At 66.5% G+C, this 18,324-nt stretch carries 15 protein-coding genes; 6 read left to right on the top strand and 9 right to left on the bottom strand.

The genetic code is table 11. From position 1 onward, the window contains the following. Positions 1 to 31 precede the first annotated feature (31 nt). The 4 genes from O3305_RS02055 to O3305_RS02040 all read right to left on the bottom strand — a co-directional run bounded on the left by O3305_RS02055 (position 32) and on the right by O3305_RS02040 (position 3,964). Entirely contained in the window at positions 32 to 835 is an 804-nt protein-coding gene (locus tag O3305_RS02055) for an SIMPL domain-containing protein (RefSeq protein WP_269574937.1), read from the bottom strand. 68 nt (positions 836 to 903) lie between these two features. Further along, the gene (locus O3305_RS02050; protein ID WP_269574936.1) at positions 904 to 2,718 is read right to left on the bottom strand and encodes a M2 family metallopeptidase; all 1,815 of its coding nucleotides are present in this window, start codon (positions 2,716 to 2,718) and stop codon (positions 904 to 906) included. A gap of 57 nt (positions 2,719 to 2,775) precedes the next feature. Beyond that, complete coding sequence (locus tag O3305_RS02045) at positions 2,776 to 3,540, bottom strand: alpha/beta fold hydrolase (RefSeq protein WP_269574935.1); 765 nt, start codon at positions 3,538 to 3,540, stop codon at positions 2,776 to 2,778. After that, positions 3,521 to 3,964 carry a GFA family protein gene (locus tag O3305_RS02040; RefSeq protein WP_269574934.1) on the bottom strand — a complete coding sequence of 148 codons (444 nt, stop codon included), beginning with the start codon at positions 3,962 to 3,964 and terminating at the stop codon, positions 3,521 to 3,523. The genes O3305_RS02045 and O3305_RS02040 overlap by 20 nt, the downstream gene beginning before the upstream one ends. 190 nt (positions 3,965 to 4,154) lie before the next feature. Between O3305_RS02040 and O3305_RS02035 the strand changes: the two genes are divergently transcribed. From O3305_RS02035 to O3305_RS02025, 3 genes are all read left to right on the top strand, one after another. Then, positions 4,155 to 4,577, top strand: a complete 423-nt coding sequence (locus tag O3305_RS02035) for a MarR family winged helix-turn-helix transcriptional regulator (RefSeq protein WP_269574933.1) — start codon at positions 4,155 to 4,157, stop codon at positions 4,575 to 4,577. After that, complete coding sequence (locus tag O3305_RS02030; protein ID WP_269574932.1) at positions 4,570 to 5,679, top strand: HlyD family secretion protein; 1,110 nt, start codon at positions 4,570 to 4,572, stop codon at positions 5,677 to 5,679. The genes O3305_RS02035 and O3305_RS02030 overlap by 8 nt, the downstream gene beginning before the upstream one ends. Before the next feature lie 124 nt (positions 5,680 to 5,803). Continuing rightward, a complete protein-coding gene (locus O3305_RS02025) occupies positions 5,804 to 7,300 on the top strand; it encodes a DHA2 family efflux MFS transporter permease subunit (RefSeq protein WP_353739217.1) in 1,497 nt (498 codons plus the stop codon). Here the strand turns inward: O3305_RS02025 and O3305_RS02020 are convergent. Further along, positions 7,224 to 8,573, bottom strand: coding sequence for a DUF418 domain-containing protein (locus O3305_RS02020; protein WP_269574930.1), 1,350 nt, complete (start codon positions 8,571 to 8,573; stop codon positions 7,224 to 7,226). The two genes, O3305_RS02025 and O3305_RS02020, sit on opposite strands and share 77 nt — an antisense overlap. A gap of 157 nt (positions 8,574 to 8,730) precedes the next feature. Between O3305_RS02020 and O3305_RS02015 the strand changes: the two genes are divergently transcribed. After that, positions 8,731 to 9,381, top strand: a complete 651-nt coding sequence (locus O3305_RS02015; protein ID WP_269574929.1) for a hypothetical protein — start codon at positions 8,731 to 8,733, stop codon at positions 9,379 to 9,381. 140 nt (positions 9,382 to 9,521) lie between these two features. Next, positions 9,522 to 11,360 carry a cache domain-containing protein gene (locus tag O3305_RS02010; protein ID WP_269574928.1) on the top strand — a complete coding sequence of 613 codons (1,839 nt, stop codon included), beginning with the start codon at positions 9,522 to 9,524 and terminating at the stop codon, positions 11,358 to 11,360. Between the two features lie 81 nt (positions 11,361 to 11,441). Here O3305_RS02010 and O3305_RS02005 read toward each other — a convergent pair whose 3' ends face one another. Continuing rightward, a complete protein-coding gene (locus tag O3305_RS02005) occupies positions 11,442 to 11,846 on the bottom strand; it encodes a GFA family protein (RefSeq protein ID WP_269574927.1) in 405 nt (134 codons plus the stop codon). Positions 11,847 to 11,898: 52 nt separating this feature from the next. Then, positions 11,899 to 12,924, bottom strand: coding sequence for an aspartate-semialdehyde dehydrogenase (locus O3305_RS02000; RefSeq protein ID WP_269574926.1), 1,026 nt, complete (start codon positions 12,922 to 12,924; stop codon positions 11,899 to 11,901). Between the two features lie 157 nt (positions 12,925 to 13,081). Here O3305_RS02000 and O3305_RS01995 point away from each other — a divergent pair, with 157 nt between their 5' ends. After that, positions 13,082 to 14,518 (top strand): patatin-like phospholipase family protein, encoded by a 1,437-nt coding sequence (locus tag O3305_RS01995; RefSeq protein ID WP_269574925.1) that lies wholly within the window; start codon positions 13,082 to 13,084, stop codon positions 14,516 to 14,518. On the opposite strand, the gene O3305_RS01990 is transcribed toward O3305_RS01995, so the two are convergent. Then, positions 14,515 to 15,846 carry a DUF418 domain-containing protein gene (locus tag O3305_RS01990; RefSeq protein ID WP_269574924.1) on the bottom strand — a complete coding sequence of 444 codons (1,332 nt, stop codon included), beginning with the start codon at positions 15,844 to 15,846 and terminating at the stop codon, positions 14,515 to 14,517. The genes O3305_RS01995 and O3305_RS01990 overlap by 4 nt on opposite strands. Positions 15,847 to 16,091: 245 nt before the next feature. Further along, positions 16,092 to 18,311 (bottom strand): S9 family peptidase, encoded by a 2,220-nt coding sequence (locus O3305_RS01985; protein WP_502958183.1) that lies wholly within the window; start codon positions 18,309 to 18,311, stop codon positions 16,092 to 16,094. Between the last annotated feature and the right edge of the window lie 13 nt (positions 18,312 to 18,324).

Below are 18,324 nucleotides of genomic sequence, written 5' to 3'. Positions count from 1 at the left end.
GGCCGGGGCGCCACCGCGCCGCGATCCGCAGCTAGGGCGTGAGCGCGAACTCCGCCATGACGCTCGCCTCAACCCGCACGAAGCCGGGCTTGGCGGGTTCCGCCCGCAGGCGATAGGGCGGCGCGCTGGCTTCGAGCATGCGCGCGAGCGCCGGCGGCGTCAGCTGCCCCGCCTCATCGATGAGGACGAGGCGAACCGCCTTCAGGCCGAGCGACGCGGCATAGGCATCCGCGTCTGCCCGTGCGGCGGTGACCGCCCGCGTCTTGGCCTGGCGGCGCGCGGCCGCTTCATCGGCAAGCTTGTATTGCTCTGTACCCAGGCTGATCGTCGAAGCGGCGAGCAACCGGCGCAGCTCCGCAAGCTGGTCGGCATTGGCGAGCGTGACGGTATAGCCGCCCGTGGCATTGGGCCGCCGCACGGGTGGCGGCGGCATGGTGATGCGCGGCGTGGTCACGATCGGCGGCGCCAGGCGCGCGCCGGATGAGGATGCCGGCGGCGGCGGTGGCGGCGGGGCCTTTACGGTCGGCACGGTGAGAATGCTCGTCGTCGGCAGGAGAGCCGTCGGCCTCGGCTCCCGGACGAGCGCGCTCGCCGGCAGACCGAGCTTCGCGACCGCACGGGCAAGCGCGTCGTAATTGGCCGCCAGGGCAGCATCCGCCTCGGCCTGGCTCTCGCCGTCCTTCCAGAAGGTGCCGGTGACCACGATCGAGCTGGCCGGCGCTTCATATTGCCCGGTGCCGACGATCCGCACCCGCACTTCCTGCGATGCCGCGGGCTGCACCGCCGCGACGAAAGGCAGCGCCATCAGCGCTGCGAAAACCAGGCGAATCGACATGAACCCCTCCCTGCGATGCGCATAGCCTAGCGCATCGCAGGGGTAGTGGAATGGCCGTATTTCCAGGCTTACCAGCCCTGCGGCTGGCCCTTGTTCTGCTCGTCGAGCCACTTCTTCAGCGGGGCGAAATATTCCGCCATCGCCTTGCCCGACATCTCGCGCGAGCCGGTGAATTCCTGCAGCGCGTCCGGCCAGGGCTTGGACGCGCCCATCGCCAGCATCTTGTCGAGCTTCGCGCCCACTTCCTTGTTGCCGTAGAAGGAACAGCGATGGAGCGGACCCTTCCAGCCGGCCTGGTCGCACGCCGCCTTGTAGAACTGGAACTGGAGCACCCGCGCCAGGAAGTAGCGCGTATAGGGCGTGGTCGCCGGGATGTGGAACTTGGCGCCCGGATCGAAGCGGGTCTCGTCGCGCGCCACCGGCGGCACGATGCCCTGATATTGCAGGCGCAGCTTGTCCCAGCCGGCCTGGTAGCCGTTCGTCGGGATCTGGCCCGAGAACACGCCCCAGCGCCACTTGTCGACCAGCAGGCCGAACGGCAGGAACGCCACCTTGTCCATCGCCTGGCGGAGCAACAGGCCGATGTCCTTGTCCGCGCTCGGCACCTGCGACTTGTCGAGCAGGCCGATCTGGACGAGGTAGTCCGGCGTGATCGACAGTGCGATGAAGTCGCCGATCGCCTCGTGGAAGCCGTCATTCGCGCCGTCGAGGTACAGGGTCGACTGCTTGTTGTAGGCGCGCTGATAATAGTTGTGGCCGAGCTCGTGGTGGATGGTCACGAAGTCGTCGGCATTGACCTTGATGCACATCTTGATGCGCAGGTCGTCGACATTGTCGATGTCCCAGGCCGAGGCATGGCAGACGACTTCGCGGTCCGCCGGCTTCACGAACTGCGAGCGCTCCCAGAAGGTGCCCGGCAGCGGCGCGAAGCCGAGCGACGAGTAGAAGCCCTCGCCGGCCTTCACCATCTTGAGATGGTCATAGCCCTTGGCCTTGAGCAGCTCGCCGACGTCATAGCCGACGCTGCCGGCGCCGGCGGGCGCCACGATGTCATAGATATTGCCCCATTCCTGCGCCCACATGTTGCCGAGCAGGTCGGCGCGGATCGGGCCCTTGGCGGGCTGGACTGCGCTGCCATATTTCTCGTTGAGCTTGCGGCGCACATAGGTGTGCAGCGCGATGTAGAGCGGCTTGAGGTCGTTCCAGATCTTGTCAGTGGTCGCGGCGAAGGCGGCCGGATCCATGTCGTATCCCGAACGCCACATCGCGCCGACATCGTCATAGCCGAGGCCCGTCGCGCCCTTGTTGGCGATGCCGACCAGCTTGGCATAGTCGGGGCGCATCGGGGCGCCGACATTGTCGTTCCAGCTGACCCACATCTCCTTGAGCTTGGCGGGATCGCGCTCCTCGCCCATCGCCGCCTCGATGTCCGATCCGTTGATCGGCTTGCCGTTCAGCGTGCCCTTGCCCGCGCCGTAGATGCCGGTGATCTTGGCCGAGAGGCCGGCCAGCTCCTCCGCCGCGCCCGGAGTGGTCGGCGCCGGCAGCACGATCTTGTTGCGGAGCATCGCGAGCTTGCGGCTGGTATCATAGTCGAGGCCCGGCACATTGGCATACTTGGCCGCGCCCAGCGCGAGATCGACCTGCAGCGAGGTGAGCTTGGCGCCTTCGCGCGCCGTCATCGCCTCGGTGTCCTGGTTGATATAGGTGCTGTAAACCCAGTCGGCGCGCGCGGCGACGACGCCCTGGGCGCCGAGCTTCGCCTCGGCATCGGCGACGAACGCCTTGGCCTCTGCAGCGGTCGGCGTCTTGTCCTGCGCACCTGCTGGCGCGACGACGAGGGCGGCCGCAAGCGCGAGCGCCGAAATACCGGTACGGATCATGGGAAGGCCCCTCTTATATCTGGATGGGGCCGACGATGGAGATGCGTTCCCGGGCGGTCAAGCCGCGAAGAAATCGGCGATCGCGCGCCCCAGCTCCGGCCGGGTGACGGCGCTCATGTGGTTGCCTGGAATCTCGACGAAGGTGGCGTTGGGCAGCAGGTCCGCAAGTTCATGCGCCGAGCCGTTATGATCGTCCTCCACGCCGGCGACGACCAAGGTCTCCTCGGTCAGCCGGGCGAGATGCGCTTCCTGGGTATCGACAAAGGTGTCGAGCACCGGCAGCAGCGCCAGCGGATCGGCCTTGGAGGTCTTGAGGAAAGCTTCGGTCAGCCATTCGCTCGAGCCGCGCTCGAAGGTCCCGAGATTGGTGAGCACGCGGCGGAAATAAGTGCCGGTGCGCGAGGCGGCGGTGAGGCCCGAAAGCCCCATGCCGGCGAGCATCACCTTGCGCGGCGTGGCGCCGCCGTCGACGATCATCCGCACCGTGGTGCGCGCGCCGAGCGAATAGCCGCCCAGGTCATAGTCGGTGAGGCCCAGATGCTCGACCAGCGCCAGGCCGTCACGCGCGGTCACATCCGGCGGATAGCTGGCGGCATCGTGCGGCGCAGCGCTCATCCCGTGCCCGCGCAGATCGGGCATGATCACCCGGAAGCCCTTCTCCGCGAGCCTGGCGGCATGGCCGTACTTGATCCAGTTGATCTCCGCGGTGGAGGCATAGCCGTGGATCAGCACCGCATCGCGCCCCTCGCCCATCACATGCCAGGCAAGCTCGGCGCCGTCGAAGCTGGTGAAGCGATGCGTTTCAATCGGGAAGTCGGCCAACTTTATCCATCCAGCGTTTGACGAGGCTCGGGTTCTCGTCGGTCCGTGATGCCGGCAGGTGGCTCGTGTCAAGCCACGCCCGGTGCCAGCTTTCGCATCCCGAATGCTCGGTGGGGACGAAACCGTCCGGATCGTCGAAGCTGCCGACAGTCAGGTCGAGCCGGTCATGGCCGTGCGCTTCATAGGTCAGCGGCGTGCCGCACTGGTAGCAGAAGCCGCGCCGGGCGATCGGGGAAGACGGGTAGCGCTCGGGCTCGCGCTCCCAGCGGACATCGGCTTTGGCGACATTCTTGAACGCGATCGAGACGCCGCCGGTGGCGCGCTGGCACATGCGGCAATGGCAGAGATAGGCCTCGTCGTCACGCACCGTCACCGAATAGCGCACCCGGCCGCACTGGCAGCCGCCGGTCATTTCCGTCTCCATGGTCCCTCTCCGTTCGTCGTCTCTGTGTCTCTTCGTCCCCACACGACGTCATCCCCGCGCAGGCGGGGATGACGGAAGGATGATTGCAGCCAACGCAATTGCCGCATCGCACAATGCACTCTGGTTGCAGATTGCAATCTATAAGTGTGCTTATTATGTGCGCGCTATGACCGAGAGTCTTGGATTCCTCTTGAGCGATACCGCTCGCCTGTTGCGCCGCCGTTTCGACGAGCGCGCGCGTAGCAGCGGCGCGAGCGTGGCGCAGTGGCGCGCGCTCAAGATCCTCTCGCGCCAGCCCGGCCTCAACCAGGGCCAGTTGGCCGAGCAGCTCGAAGTCGAGCCGATCACCGCGTGCCGGATGGTCGACCGGCTGGAGGAGGCCGGTTTCGTCGAGCGCCGCCGCGATCCCGCCGATCGCCGCGCCTGGCGGATCCACCTCACCGACAAGGCCGATCCGGTGCTCGACGAGCTCCAGGAGCTGGCCGGGGTGATGATCGAAGACGCGCTTCAGGGGTTGAGCTCCGTGCAGCGTGAAGAACTGGTCGGATCGCTCCAGGCGATCCGCGCGAACCTGAGCAACGTTCAAGAGGGCAAAGAGGCCGCAAATGGCTGACGCAGATCCCAAGATCGAGAAGTCCGAAGAGACCAGGATCACCATCCCGACCGAGGGTACGACCGTGCCCGAGGCGCCGGAGGCACCGGCCAAGCCGAAGCGCGGGCTGCTGCGTCCGCTGCTGATGTTCGGCGTGCCGGCGATCCTGCTCGCTATCGTGGGCTATTTCTACTTCACCGGCGGCCACAGCGTGTCGACCGACAATGCCTATGTGCAGCAGGACAAGAGCTCGGTCTCGACCGACGTCGCCGGGCGCATCGTCTATGTCGGGGTGAAGGAGAACCAGGCGGTCAAGGCGGGCGACGTGCTGTTCCGCATCGATCCCGAGCCCTACAAGATCGCGGTGGCCCAGGCCCAGGCCGCGATCGCCGCGGCGCAGGTGCAGCTCAATACCGACCAGGTGAGCTTCCAGGGCAAGGGCGCCGACATCCAGGCGGCGCAGGACGCGATCCAGAACGCCCAGGAGAATTACGACCGGCAGAACGCGCTGATGAAGCAGGGCTTCACGACACGGGCGAACTTCCAGTCGGCCCAGCATGCGCTCGAGCAGGCACGTGCCCAGCTGCAGAATGCCCAGGCCAGTGCCAATGAGGCGCGGGCCAAGATAGCCACTGGCGCCGCGGTGCCGGGCGAGAACCCGCAAATCGCGGCGGCGCGGGTGCAGCTGAGCAAGGCGCTGCTCGACCTGCAGCGCACCACCGTGGTCGCGCCGGTCAGCGGCGTGGTCAGCCAGACCAAGAGCCTCCAGGTGGGCCAGCAGATGATCACCGGCCTCGCGGCGGTGACGATCGTCTCGGACAAGCCGGCATGGGTCGATGCGAACTTCAAGGAGACCGATCTCAACAAGATGCGGGTCGGCCAGTGCGCGATTGTCGGCTTCGATGCCTATCCGGGCCTCGAGCTGCGAGGGCATGTCGAATCCCTCGGCGCAGGCACCGGCAGCGAATTTTCCGTCCTCCCGGCCCAGAATGCCAACGGCAATTGGGTGAAGGTGACGCAGCGCGTGCCGGTACGCATCGCGATCGACGAGAAGAGCCCGCGCGCGCTGATCGCCGGCATCTCGGCCGACGTGAAGGTCGTGTTCAACGGCCCCTGCAAGTAACATGGCGTCGGCAGCCCCCGGCCGCGCCACCAGGGCGGGTGAGGCGTCTCCCTCTACGCCTCCCCGCCCGCAAGCCGCCCCCCCATCGGGGGGCGGCGCAGCACTGCCCGTAAAGTACAAGGGCTTGCTGACCCTCGGCGTCATGATGGCGACGATCATGCAGATCCTCGACACGACAATCGCCAACGTCGCCATCCCGCACATGCAGGCGTCGCTCGGCGCCACGCGCGACACGATCAACTGGGTGCTGACCAGCTATATCGTCGCCTCGGCCATCGCGATCCCGATCACCGGCTGGCTCTCCGACCGGATCGGCTCGCGCAACCTCTTCCTGATCTCCACCGTCGGCTTCGTCATCGCCTCCGCGATGTGCGGCGCGGCGCAGACGCTGGAGGAGATGGTCGCCTTCCGCATCCTGCAGGGCATCACCGCGGCGTTCCTCAACCCGCTGAGCCAGACGGTGATGCTCGACATCAACAAGCCCGAGGACCAGCCCAAGGCGATGTCGATCTGGGGCATGGGCATCATGGTCGGCCCGATCATGGGCCCGCTGATCGGCGGCTATCTTACCGACAATTTCGACTGGCGCTGGGTGTTCTACGTCAACCTGCCGGTGGGCGTGGTGTGCTTCGCGATCCTCTGGTGGCTCCTCCCCTCGCGACCGATCCGCAAGCGCCAGTTCGACGCGTTCGGCTTCTCGCTGCTCGCCATCGCCATCGCCTCGCTCCAGCTGATGCTCGATCGCGGGCAGGACCAGGACTGGTTCTCCTCCACCGAGATCTGGGTCGAGATGCTGGTGTCGATCATCGCCTTCTGGATGTTCTTCGTCCACCTGTTCACCGGCAAGAACCCGATGTTCGAGCGCGAGCTGTGGAAGCATCGCAACCTCGTCACCGGCATCTTCTTCATGATGGTGATCGGCCTGGTGATGATGGCGACGATGGCGCTGCTGCCGCCGATGCTGCAGAGCCTTTACGGCTATTCGGTGTTCGACACCGGCCTGTTGCTGATGCCGCGCGGCGTGGGCGTGGTGATCACGATGTTCGCCGGCGCGCAGCTGATCCAGCGCGGCTGGCTCGATCCGCGCTGGTCCGTTGGCATCGGCCTGGCGATCGCGGCGGTCTCGCTGTGGGAGATGTCGGGCTGGACGATCGAGATGGGCAGCACGCCCTTCATCGTCTCGGGCTTCGTCCAGGGCCTGGGCCTTGGCCTGGTGTTCATGCCGCTGAACGGCCTGGCCTTTGCCGGCCTGCCCCCGCATTTCCGCACCGAGGGATCGAGCCTGCTCAACCTGACCCGCAATATCGGTGCGTCGGTGGGCATCTCGGCGGTGAGCGCGATCCTGGCGCAGAATATCCAGCGCAGCCACCAGTATCTGGGCGAGCACGTCACCGCGACGACCATGAACGGCATGGGCTCGCTGATCCAGGGCATGGGCCAGCAGGGCGCGATGATCACCGGCATGATGGACGCCGAAGTGAACCGCCAGGCGGCGATGATCGCCTATCTCAACGACTTCTGGCTGATGGCGATCGTGACCGCGATCAGCGTGCCGCTGGTGGTGCTGCTGCAGAAGCCGGGCGGGAAAGTGGACAATGATCCGGCTGCGGCGGGGCACTGAGCTCCGCCCGCCGGAAAGGCTGCGGCTTCACATAGGCCAGGCTGCGCCACGCCCATTCGAGCGGGCCGCTGACGAAGTGGCGCATCCATAGATTGGCGAAGGCGACCAGTGCGACGATCCCGATCGTCGAGATCGCCGCCATCTCGGCCCAGCCGAACCGGCCCCACAGGTTGAAACCCCAGGGCGCGAACAGGATGTACATCCCGACGATCTGCTGGAGGAAGTAGAGCGAGAAGGCCATGCGGCCGGGCGCCTTGAACAAGCCCAGCACCGCTGCGCCGCTCCGGCTCTTCACCACCAGATTGACCAGCGCGAGATGGCCGAGGCCGATCGCCATCCGGGCGAACTCGCCGGTGATCCACAAGCTGCGCGGACCGGGCGAGAAGCTGAGCGTCTCGGCCAGCCCGATCCAGCGCGCGGTGAGCCCGAACCCGTAGCCAGCGACCATCAGCCACAGGTAGAAACGCGCGCTCCTGAGGCCCTGGATCACGCCCCATTTCCACAGCGCGACGCCGATCAGCATCGTGCAGAACGCCTCGAGCACATCCCAGACCAGCCATTCGCTGGCGAGATAGCTCCAGTAGCGCCACGCATTCCTGGCATAGGGGAGCCAACCGCCCTGATGCGCCGCATGCTCGCGGGCGACTGCCTGGATATCGGGCGCATGGGTTTCGAGCTTGCGCCATTCGGTCAGCGCCGCTGCGTCGCCCGCCTCGACCTTCTGCACCAGCTCGGTTCGCGCGACATATTCGCGCGCGCCATATTCGGGGATGCCGAGCCCGGTAAACACCGCCCAGCCGAGCCCCAACACAACCAGCGTCTTTGGACCCAACGTGCGGAACGGGAACAGGAACAGCGCGGCGAGCGCGTAGATGTGGAGGATATCGCCCGGCCAGAGCAGCACGAACACGTCGAACAGCCCGAACGCCAGCAGCCACAGGTTCCGGCGATAATAGAGGTCGGCGATCGCGACCGGCCCGTCGGGCTCCATCGCCTTGCGCGCCAACACCATCATGCCCGCGCCGAACAGGAATTCGAGCAGGCACCGCTGGGTGCCGGCGAAGAACAGGTTCACCGCCCACCAGGCATCGCGGTCCGCCGCGCTCCAGCCGATCAGCCGGACATCGGCCGAGAAGGTCCAGACGCTGGCGGCCATGTACGGCACATTGATGTAGAATATGCCGAGGATCGCCAGCCCGCGCAGCATGTCGAGCACATCGATGCGGGCCTTGCCCCGCACCGGCGCCAATCCGGCATTGCCCGTTTCCACCACGCGTTGCGACCCACCCCAGAGAAGGGACCGGTCTAACCTGGATCAGTCAATTCCACGTAAATATCGGGCTTCGTCGTGCGCGGGTCGGCGCCGGTCGAAGCAGCTCGCGAATGCCACCGATCGGCGCTATCATCGCACCCTTATGGAGGGGATGCTTATGTTGGGACGCGGACTTGCCCTGGCTTCGGCCGCACTGCTGCTGGGTGCGGCCGGCGCACCTCGCCCTGCCCCCATCGAGCAGCTCGACGTCGCGCTGCACGAACTCACCCCCAATGGCGGCGACTTCACCCTGGCCACCATCCCGGCCGACGAGCGCGGTGTCTTCGCCCGCGCACGGGTGGACCGCATCGAAGTGGATCCCGACGCACTCGCGCTGGTCGAGGACAAGCAGAGTGCCCGTGCGCTCGCCGCGCTGCTGCTCAGCTATTATGCGATGCCCGATCCTGCCCGCGTGACCACCAGCCCGTCGCGCGTCGGCACCATGGCTGCGGCGGCGGGCGCGATCCTGCTTGGCACCAAGGTGATCGATCCGGTCGACAAGAAGGCCTATCGCGACGACGAGCGCGCCCTTCCCGCCCTGCAGCTCGGCTGGTTCCTGCCGGCGCGCGAAGGCCCGGAGGACGGCGCGATCCGCGCATCGCGGATGGTCGCGATGCTCAACAAGGCCGGCGGCTGCTCGGGCCCGCTCGCCGATGTGCTGGACAGTGCCGAGAAGCTCGGCAACCACGAGGCGACCGACCTCGCCCGGCGCGTGCGCAAGGACCTGGGCCGTTCGATCTACCCGCCCGACTATAGCTGCGGCGGCTGATTTCCGCCGCGACGGCACGCGCAACAAATTATTACACTTGCGTAACTTCGCACCCGCAACATGTAACCGTGTAACCGCCCTATAATGATGGAAATTCCGCTTTTTCCTGCGCCATCCTGGCGTGGCCAAACGAGATTTCCATGCGCGACCGAATTGCCAACCTTCCCCTCGCCACCAAGACCACGATCATCACGATCTCCAGCCTGCTGGTGCTCGCGCTCGCCACTTTCGTACTGAGCGACCGGGTGCTCACCGCCGACGCCGAGCGCGTCGCGGCCGAGCGCCAGGAGACCAACATGCGCGTCGCCTGGAAGGTGCTGAACGACGAAGGCGCCTTCCGCGCCGACGGCACCGATCTCTATGTCGGAGAGCACAAGCTCAACGGCTGGACCCAGCCGGTGGACGAGATCAAGCGGCTGGTCGGCGGCACCGCGACCGTGTTCGCGGGCGACACCCGCATCACCACCAATGTGCTCAAGCCCGATGGCAGCCGCGCGGTCGGCACGCCGCTGGCGGCGGGGCCGGCGAAGGATTCGGTTCTCGGTCAGGGCAAGCCCTATCGCGGCACCGCGGAGATCCTCGGCAAGCAGTTCTTCACCGCTTATGATCCGATCAAGGACGCCAGCGGCAAGGTAGTCGGCGTACTTTATGTCGGCATTCCGCGCAGCGACGTGCTCTCGGCGATCCAGTCGGTCCGCTCGTCGATGGCGATCACCGCGACGCTGATCACGCTGCTGGTCACCGCGATCGGCTTCCTGATCGGCCGCGCGATGTTCCGCCCGCTCGCCCAGATGACCGAGGCGATGGGGCATCTCTCGGCCGGCGACACCGCCGTCACGATCCCGGACCGCCGCAGCGAGGACGAGATCGGCAAGATGGCGCGCGCGCTCGAGCGCTTCCGCGTCGCCGCCAACGACAAGGCCGCGGCCGAGGCCAAGCACCGGCTGGGCGAAATCGAGCGCGAAAAGGCGATGGCGATGCTGGGCGGCGCGCTGGAGCGCGTGGCCGGGGGCGACCTGACCGCGGATGTCGGCAAGGACTTCCCGAGCGACTATGCCGAGCTGGGCGGCAACTATAACGGCGCGCTCTCCAGCCTGCGCGCGCTGATCGGCACGGTGATGGAAAGCACCGGCGCGATCCAGACCGGCTCGATGGAAATCGCCGCCGCGTCGGAGGATCTCGCGCGCCGCACCGAAGGCAATGCCGCGAGCCTGGAAGAGACCTCGGCCGCCGTCACCCAGATGAACCAGCGCCTGCGCGCCACCGCGGATGCCGCGAGCCAGACGGTCACCCGCGCCGATGCGGCGATCGCAGTGGTCGGCTCGGGCCGCGAGACCGCCGATGAGGCAGTGCAGGCGATGAGCCGGGTGAGCGAGAGCGCCAAGGGCATCGACTCGGTTATCGAGGGGCTCGACAAGATCGCGTTCCAGACCCGGGTTCTGGCGATGAACGCGGCCGTCGAGGCGGGCCGTGCCGGCGAGGCGGGCCGCGGTTTCGCGGTGGTTGCCGACCTCGTTTCCGCGCTCGCCATGCGCGCCGAGGAGGAAGCCAAGCGTGCGCGCGACCAGCTGACCGTCACCCAGGCCGAGGTCGAGACTGCCAAGGGCGCCGTAGAGCGCGTCGATGGCGCGCTTTCGGAGATCGTCGACACGGTGGGCGAAGTGCACCAGCTGCTCGGCACGATCGCTTCGGACAACCAGGCCCAGTCGACCGCGATCGGCGAGATCAGCACCGCGATCGGCACGATGGACCAGGCGACCCAGCAGAATGCGGCGATGGTCGAGGAAACCTCGGCGGCGGCGCGGGCGCTGACCGACCAGGTGAGCCGCCTCGATGCGCAGGCCAGCACCTTCCGTATCGAAGATGGCGGGCGCCGCCCGGCCGCGGCTTCGGCTCCGCGCGGGTTCAAGCCGCTGGCGAGCACTCGTCCGGCGCCGGCCAAGCCGATCGGCGATGCCGAGGCCTGGGCGAGCTTCTGATCTCCGGTTCCCCGGCGAAAGCCGGGGGCCAAGAACGGCACGGCAGAGAAACCCTGAGCCCCGGCTTTCGCCGGGGATCCGCTACTCCGCCGCTTCCCGGGGAAACAGCAGCGCCGCGAATTCCGCCATCGGCGCGCTTTCCGGCCATTGCGGGACGTCGTCGGCGATGACGATCCAGGGCTGCTTGCGGCTGGTCCAGATATGCAGGCGCGGGCTGGGCTCGTCGCTGCGGTCGAGCGTGCCTGCACGTACGATCGCCAGGCCCGGCCGGCCGCTGTTCACATTGTAGAGACGCGTGTGGCAGATGCCGCAGGCGAAGTGGCGCGAGATGGCGCCGTTCGAGGTGGGCAGCGTGAAATCCACCACCTCGCCTTCCACGATCGCCAGCGCGGCCTCGCGCACCGGCGCCTGCTCGGCAAAGGCGCTGCCCGAACCCGTCTGGCAGTCGCGGCAATGGCAGCAATAGACGGCCGGCAGGTCGTCCATTGCCAGGGTGTAGCGGACGGCGCCGCAGCGGCAGCCGCCCGCTATCATCCGGTCAGGCCTTCTTGAGGTGACGGCGGCCCAGCAGCTCGGCGATCTGCACCGCGTTGAGCGCGGCGCCCTTGCGGAGATTGTCCGAAACGCACCAGATCGACAGGCCGTTCTCCACCGTCGAATCCTCGCGGACTCGGCTGATGAAGGTGGCATATTCGCCGACGCATTCGATCGGCGTGACGTATCCGCCGTCCTCATGCTTGTCGACGAGCATGATGCCCGGCGCCTCGCGCAGGATGTTCTTGGCCTGCTCGGCCGAGATCTCGTCCTCGAACTCGATGTTGATCGCTTCCGAATGGCCGACGAACACCGGCACGCGCACGCAGGTGGCGGTGACCTTGATCTTCGGATCGAGGATCTTCTTGGTCTCGACGACCATCTTCCACTCTTCCTTGGTCGAGCCGTCGTCCAGGAAGCTGTCGATGTGCGGGATCACGTTGAAGGCGATCTGCTTGGTGAACTTCTTCGGCTCGGCGCTGTCGCCGACGAAGATGTTGCGCGACTGCTCGAACAGCTCGTCCATGCCCGCCTTGCCCGCGCCGGAGACCGACTGGTAGGTCGCGACGACGACGCGCTTGATCTTGGCGGCATCGTGGAGCGGCTTCAACGCCACGACCATCTGCGCGGTCGAGCAGTTCGGGTTGGCGATGATGTTGCGCGCCTTGTAGCCGTCGATCGCTTCCGGATTCACTTCCGGCACGATCAGCGGCACGTCCGGGTCCATGCGGTAGAGCGACGCATTGTCGATCACCGTGCAGCCGGCGGCAGCGAACTTCGGGGCATAGAGCTTCGAGCCCTCCGAGCCAATCGCGAACAGCGCGATATCCCAGCCGGTCGGATCGAAATGCTCGATGTTCTGGACTTTGTAGGTTTTCCCGGTCTCGCCGAAGTCGATAATATCGCCGGTCGAGCGCGACGAGGCCAGCACGGCCAGGTCGTCGATCGGGAATTCCCGCTCGGCCAGGATGTTCAACATTTCGCGCCCGACATTGCCGGTGGCGCCTGCGACGACGACACGGTAGCCCATCACTTACTCCAGGGTGGAAACTGGGGCCGCGCTACGCGCATCCCAGCATATGCGCAAGCAAGCGCTGCTTGTTTCACGCGATGGCTGGGCTTTTTGTCGATTTCACGCAAGACGCGTTTCACGCAACTTTGTTACCGACCCGAAAAGAGTGGAGGGGATGATGCGGCGGATCCTGCTGATCGTGCTGATGGGGCTGAGCCTGGGCAGCTGCGCCTTCAAGGGCGCGCTCAAGCTCGATTGCGCCAATTTCGCCAGCTTCATCCATCCGATCGAGCTGACCCCGCTGGAGCGCCAGATCCGCGCGCTCGACCTGGAGGCGCTGCCGCCGGCGGAGCGCGAGCTGGCCAACCGGCTCGCTTCCGCCGAGCTGGCGCGGCTCGCCGCCGATCCTGCTGCCCCCCCTGCCCCCGAACGGCCGGTGCTGCTGCTCTCCGGCGGCGGGCAATGGGGCGCGTTCGGCGTGGGGCTGATGAACCAGCTGGTCGAGAACCGGCAGTTCCCCGATTTCGGGGTGGTGACCGGGGTGAGTACCGGCGCATTGCAATCGCTGTTCGTCGGCGCCGGGCTGGATCGGCAGGATGACGAGGGTGTGGCGATCCGCGCTGCGCTGACCGCGGCCTATTCGCCGGCGAAGGAAAGCGACATCGTCGATCGCGAGGGGCTGCAGGCGATGGCGGCGATCAACGGCGCGCTGGCCAATCTCAAGCCGCTGCGCCGCCGCTTCGAGCAGCGCATCTGCCCGGCGATCTACGATCCCAAATCGCCCCAGGGGCGCGCCGGGGTGTGCATCGTCAGGACGCTGCGCGACAGCAAGACGCGCAAGGTATTGCTCGGGCTGATCGAAGCCAATTCGGGCGAGTTCGGCTATGTCGATGTGCAGGAGCTGCTCGCGCCCTATGGCAACAGCGATGCGGACCTGGCCAGGGCGACCCAGTGCCTGGCGGGCGCGGCGCTGGCATCGGCGGCAGTGCCGGTCTTCTACCAGCAGGTGCGGGTGGACGGGAAAACCTATTATGACGGCGGCGTGCGCCAGTCGGTGTTCCTCGCCTCGGTGGCGGATGCGCAGCGGGTCGCGAGCGAGATCGTCCGCCGGGAGCGCGCGCGCTTGACCGGACGCCAGCCTGAAGCCGCGCCCGCCAAGCCGGGCGAGATCTATGTCATCCGCAACGGCTCCACCTGGCTGCCGCCCGATCAGGATGTGATGCCGGGCTATCCCGCCGAGATCGACAAGAAGGCCGACGCACTGCGCGCCGCCCAGCGCGGGCAGGCGATCATGGTCAACCAGCTCGAGGTCGGCTCGATCGCCGCGCTGCGGCTCAGCCGGCCGGGCGGCGCGATCTGGTTCGTCAGCGCGGACGGTTATCGCAACTACCGGCCGACCTATGACGGCAGCATCACCTGCGGCCCGCTCAAGGAAGCCAAGCGTGGGGCGATGTTCATCCCCGAATTCATGCGCTGCATGATGGACTATGGCCGCAACCGCGCCACCGGCGGCGAGCCCTGGATCGACCTGTGCCACTATGACGGCACCGAGACGCGGGCGGTGTGCCGGCGTCCGGACGGGACGATGCCGGGCGCGGTGGGGCGGCGCTAGGCTTCCACCGGACTCGCGCGCCGGAGGAAGGGCTGCCAGCGCAGATAGGCCAGACTGCGCCACAGCCATTCGAGCGGGCCGGCGCTGAAGAAACGCAGCCAGAGATTGGCGAGCAGCAGCTGGCCGCCGATCACCAGCAGCACCGTGCCCGCCAGGTCCGACCAGCTCTGCCGCCCCCACAACCCAAGGCCCCAGGGGGCGTAGAGGATGTAGATCCCAATGATCTGCTGCAGGAAATAGAGCGAGAAGGCGGTTCGCCCCGCTGCCTTGAACGGCCCGAAGATCACCCGCCCTACCCCGCTCTTCACCGCCAGGTTGACCAGCGCGACATGTCCGATCGACACCGCCATCCGGGCGAATTCCTGCGTCATCCACAACAGCTTGGGGCCGGGCACATTGGACAGGAATTCGTGGCCCGCAACCACCCGCATGGCCATGCCGGGGATGTAGCAGGCGAGCATCAGCAGCAGGTAGAAGCGCGCGCTGCGCTCGCCCTGGATCACGCCCCATTTCCATAGCGCGATGCCGATCAGCATCATGCAGAACGCCTCGGCCACGCTCTTCAATATCTCGGGCCAGAGGAACATCTGGTAGAAGCCGATCTGCATCCCGGCATAGGCCAGGAAGCTGCCGCCGTGCCCCTTGGCCTCCATCTCGGCGATGCCCTTGATCTCGTCGCCACCGGTGCGCAGCCGCTCGACCTTCTTGCGCCACTCCTCGAGCGCCTTCTTCTCCGCGGGCGTCACCGGCTGATGCGCGGCAAGCTTCCGCTCGGCGACCTGCACCCGCTCGACCAGCGCCGCACGCTCGACATAGCGCAGCGCGCCGGTGCCTGCCGTGTAGAGCGCAAAGCCCAGGCCGAGCACCACCAGCCATTTCGCGCTCAGCCGGCGGAACGGGAAGAGCAGCAGCGCGGCCAGCGCATAGATGTGGAGGATGTCTCCCGCCCAGAGCAGGATGAACAGATCGAAGATGCCGAAGCCGAGCAGCCAGAGGTTGCGCCGCAGATAGAGGTCGGCGACCGCGACTGGTCCATCGGGCGTCATCGCCACCCGGGCGAAGACCATCAGCCCGGCGCCGAACAGCATTTCGAGCAGGCCGCGCTGCGTACCCTCCAGCACCACCTGGATTCCCCACCAGCTCGCCTGGTCTAGCGGGTCCCAGCCGATCAGGCGCGGATCGCGAAACAGCCTGGAAAGCTGCGCCCCCATGAAGGGGATGTTCATGAAGAAGATGCCGAGGATCGCCAGTCCGCGCAGCATGTCGAGCACGTCGATCCGTGCCTTGCCGCTCACCGGCGCGAACGCCGCCCCTGTCGCATCCGTCATCACTCTTCCCCCCGCCGAAGCGAGGGGAAGGATAGGTCAGCAAGATATCTGCGTCGAGTCGCAGATATTGAGCCAAATCGATATTCGGCCCTCCGTCCCATGCCGTCATGCTGAACTTGTTTCAGCACCCAACGTGCCCGAGGCGATACCGCTCGCGGAAAGTTGGACCCTGAAACAAGTTCAGGGTGACGGAGGAGTTGGCTGGACCGGATCCAACTCCTTACCGACGGCCGTTCACCAGAGGCTTACTTCGCCCCGGTCTTGCGATCGAGGAAGTCGAGGATCGTGTTCCAGAGATGGACGCTGATGCCCGGGCCGCCGACGCGGTGGGTGTGGCCGGGGTAGAACATCATCTCGAACGGCACTTCGGCCTTTTGCAGCGTCGCGGCCATCGCGGTGCTGTTCTCGAACACGACATTGTCGTCGGCCATGCCGTGGATCAGCAGCATCGGATCGGCGATCTTCGCCGCCTCGCCGATATTGTCCGACGCCTTGTACGCCTCGGGCACCTTGTTCGGGTCGCCCATATAGCGCTCGGTATAATGGGTGTCGTACAGCTCCCACTTGGTCACCGGCGCGCCGGCGACCCCCGCGGCGAACACGCCCGGCGCCTTTTCCAGCATCTTGAGCGTCATGTAGCCGCCATAGGACCAGCCATAGGTGACCACCTTGCTCGCATCCACATAGGGAAGCGTCTTCAGGTACTTCGCGCCGGCGACCTGGTCCTCGACCTCGACGGTGCCCATCGCGTGCCAGATCTGGCTCTCGAAATCGACGCCGCGATTGGCCGAGCCGCGATTGTCGAGCTGGAACCAGATATAGCCGCGCGACACGAGATACTGCTGGAGCGCGCCGCCCCAGGCCTTGCTCACCGTCTGCGAATGCGGGCCGCCATAGTGCTGGAAGAACACCGGGTATTTCTTGCCCGGCTCGAGCTTGGGCGTGATCATCTCCCAGTTGAGCGTCGAGCCGTCGGCCGCCTTGATCGTGCCGAAGGTCCGCTCGCGATGCTGGGCGAGATAGGCACTATAGGGGTGATCGGCGGCGGTTACCGCGTTCTCGTTGACCCAGGCGATGCGCTTGCCGGTGGCGTCGGCCAGATAGGTCTGGGCGGGCTGTCCGGTGTTCGAGCGCTTGACGATCGCGCGGGTGCCCGAGGGATCCATCGTCGCCTCGTTCCACCAGCCGGCTTCGGTCAGGCGGGTGATCGCCCCGCCCTTCTTGTAGTCGACCGAATAGAGGTGCCGTTCGAGCACGCCGTCCTTGTTGCCGAGGAAGAAGACGCGGCTTTTGGCCTCGTCCACGCCGACGACATCGGGGGTGACTTCCCAATCACCCTTGGTGATCTGGGCGAACTTGCCCTTGGCGAAGCGGTAGAGATGGCCATGACCGTCGCGCTCCGACCACCAGAGCAGGCTGCCGTCGTCGAGCGGGGTCAGCGCGGTGGACAGGTTCACCCAGCTCTTCGCACGCGCCTTCTCGCTGAACAGCACGGTCGATTTGCCGGTGGCGGGATCGACCTGGAGCAGGTCGAGCACGGTCTGCTCGCGATTCTCGCGCTGGACGTAGAGCGTCTTGCCGTCCTTCGACCAGTCGACGCGGGCAAGGTAGATGTCCTTGTCGGTCCCCAGATCGACGCCGACCTTGTGGTCGCCGTTCGGATCCATGACGTAAAGTTCGACATTGGCGTTGGGCGTGCCGGCCTTGGGATAGCGCTGCTGGAAGAGCTGCGTGCCCTCGGCGCCAATCGCGGCGCGGGTAACCACGCCCACCGGCGCCTCGTCGAAACGCTCGACGGCGACATAGCGATCGTTCGGTGCCCACCAATAGCCCTTGAACCGAGCCATTTCTTCCTGCGCGACGAACTCGGCCTCGCCCCAATGGACGGTACCGGCGCCATCCTCGGTGATCGGCTTGGGATTGCCGTTCGCCAGGCCCATCACCACCAGGTTCTGGTCCTGCACGTACGAGACATAACCGCCCGCGGGGCTGATCTCGGCATTGAGCTTGGGACCTGCCTTGGCAGGCAGCTTGGCGACGCTGCCATCGAGTCCGGCGCGGTAAAGTTCGCCGTCCAGCGGCACGAGCACCGACTTCCCGTCGGGCGCCCAGTCATAAGTGACGATACCCTTGGTGCCGGCGATGCGGGCGCGCTCGCGCTGCATCTTCTCGGCCTCGGACATCTCGGCGCCACTGCCGAACTTCTTCGAATCGACCAGCATCCGCCATTCGCCGGTGCGGGTGTCCATCGCCCACAGGTCGAAGCGTTCCTTCTCGTCGGCGCGGTTGCGCAGCAGCGTGAGGAACTTGCCGTCGGGCGAGAGCTTGGCGGCGCGCGGCTGCGGACCGTTCAGATCGGGGCTGGCGAACACGCGTTCGAGCGTGAGGTCCTTGTTCTGCGCCAGCGCTTCATTCGCCATCAGCGGCGCTCCCATCATTGCAAGCCCAACCAAGTATTTCCGCATAAACCCCGATCTC

Source organism: Sphingomonas sp. NIBR02145 (genome assembly GCF_027359115.1).
GTDB classification, from domain to species: domain Bacteria; phylum Pseudomonadota; class Alphaproteobacteria; order Sphingomonadales; family Sphingomonadaceae; genus Sphingomonas; species Sphingomonas kyeonggiensis_A.
This window is presented reverse-complemented; position numbering and strand designations above follow the sequence as displayed.

Coding starts and splice junctions, on each gene's coding strand:
- O3305_RS02055 (WP_269574937.1), bottom strand. CDS start 835: ATGTCGATTCGCCTGGTTTTCGCAGCGCTGATGGCGCTGCCTTTCGTC.
- O3305_RS02050 (WP_269574936.1), bottom strand. CDS start 2,718: ATGATCCGTACCGGTATTTCGGCGCTCGCGCTTGCGGCCGCCCTCGTC.
- O3305_RS02040 (WP_269574934.1), bottom strand. CDS start 3,964: ATGGAGACGGAAATGACCGGCGGCTGCCAGTGCGGCCGGGTGCGCTAT.
- O3305_RS02030 (WP_269574932.1), top strand. CDS start 4,570: ATGGCTGACGCAGATCCCAAGATCGAGAAGTCCGAAGAGACCAGGATC.
- O3305_RS02015 (WP_269574929.1), top strand. CDS start 8,731: ATGTTGGGACGCGGACTTGCCCTGGCTTCGGCCGCACTGCTGCTGGGT.
- O3305_RS02010 (WP_269574928.1), top strand. CDS start 9,522: ATGCGCGACCGAATTGCCAACCTTCCCCTCGCCACCAAGACCACGATC.
- O3305_RS02005 (WP_269574927.1), bottom strand. CDS start 11,846: ATGGACGACCTGCCGGCCGTCTATTGCTGCCATTGCCGCGACTGCCAG.
- O3305_RS02000 (WP_269574926.1), bottom strand. CDS start 12,924: ATGGGCTACCGTGTCGTCGTCGCAGGCGCCACCGGCAATGTCGGGCGC.
- O3305_RS01995 (WP_269574925.1), top strand. CDS start 13,082: ATGATGCGGCGGATCCTGCTGATCGTGCTGATGGGGCTGAGCCTGGGC.
- O3305_RS01990 (WP_269574924.1), bottom strand. CDS start 15,846: ATGACGGATGCGACAGGGGCGGCGTTCGCGCCGGTGAGCGGCAAGGCA.
- O3305_RS01985 (WP_502958183.1), bottom strand. CDS start 18,311: ATGCGGAAATACTTGGTTGGGCTTGCAATGATGGGAGCGCCGCTGATG.